General features: G+C 40.8%; 2 protein-coding genes. Both read right to left on the bottom strand.

Translation table 11 applies throughout. The features are described 5' to 3' along the window. Positions 1-83: 83 nt before the first annotated feature. Complete coding sequence (locus F6K49_RS49535) at positions 84-917, bottom strand: PIG-L family deacetylase (protein ID WP_293110136.1); 834 nt, start codon at positions 915-917, stop codon at positions 84-86. A gap of 217 nt (positions 918-1134) precedes the next feature. Beyond that, the coding region (locus F6K49_RS49530; protein WP_293110133.1) for a glycosyltransferase family 4 protein at positions 1135-1362 on the bottom strand (228 nt) is incomplete at its 5' end.

Below are 1362 nucleotides of genomic sequence, written 5' to 3'. Positions count from 1 at the left end.
GGGTCTTGGGAAGGCAGCGCGGTCTTGGGGGTCCCCCCCATGAGCGACTGCCGTGGTTTCCCCCATGAGCGACTGCATCAAGATTATTCAGAATTATGAGTCAAACTATATCGACGAAATAATTCATAGTTTTGAAAAAAGCAGTCTAAAAACTCCCCCTCTGACACATCCTTTAGGGTTAGCCAGCGTGGATGAGGAATGAGTTGTTTCATTTGAGATTGATGTTGGTCTAGGGCAGTACGTTTGATATCAAAAACATCCCCAATATAGACAGATAATCTAAAATCATTCAGTAAGCGAAACCCTGACATGATGGTTTTTTTAAAAAAGCAGACTAGGTTTGGTTTACTCCCTTCCACCCTTGTCCAAGGCCAGTGATTCCAGAACCATATAGGATACTCATAAACTGTCACATCAAATTTAATTGTTTTGAGTGCAGCTATGACAATTTCATTGGTAGCATTATGGTCAGATACCCCATCATTGTAGTAGGGAATAAAAATTTCTTCAGGAAGATAGTTAAGAATAATTTGTGCGACGTTATGGATAACAAAGTTTCTGGTTTTATCTAATGTTCCATCTTTGAATTCCAGGAAGCTTACATCATGCTGTTGCAGACCAAGTTTTTGAGCGGCTGCCAAGGCTTCATTAGCACGTATTGATTTTACTTTATTTTCTGGAATCAGATGAGCATGAGATTGACAACCATCTGTCATAAAAACAATTTTTATATCGGCTCCGGCTTGCTTTTTACGGATAATTGTTCCACCACAGCCCAGGGTTTCATCATCCTGATGGGGTGAAAAAATAATTGCCGAGCGTCTTAGATTACTTCTGTCATACTCAACTCTGGTTCTATGGATTAGAAAACGATAAAACTGGCGTACCAGAGTTTTTAAGGATAATTTATTGTTCATTTTTAACTTGTCACTTGTCACTATTCTCTGTTCTGAAGTTCAACACTTCTGTCTTTGGCTTTAAAATAAGGCGTTGCTGATTCTGGGTATGATTTTGCCCCCCTAGCCCCCCAAATTTGGGGGGAACAAAACTCTAAAAGTCCCCCAAATTTGGGGGATTTAGGGGGCTTTACCAAAACCAAACGCTCGCGCATTCATACTTCAATTAAGTAACGCCTCAAAGAATAGTCTTGTACTGGTTTAGTAAATCATCAACAACTTTCTCGAAAGAAAATAGTTCAACCGCTCGCTGATGTCCAGCTTGTCCCATGGATGTTCTAAGTTCTTGGTCAGAAAGAAGTTGCAAGATGGCGTCTGCTAAAGCATCAGCATTACTCCGTTCAACCAGCAGACCTGTCTTACCATCTTCCACAATCTCGGGAAAAGCACCAGCTTGGGTAGCAAT

It is taken from the genome of Moorena sp. SIO3I6 (assembly GCF_010672095.1).
The sequence above is the reverse complement of the archived record's forward strand: the minus strand, read 5'-3'. Positions and strand labels throughout refer to the sequence as shown.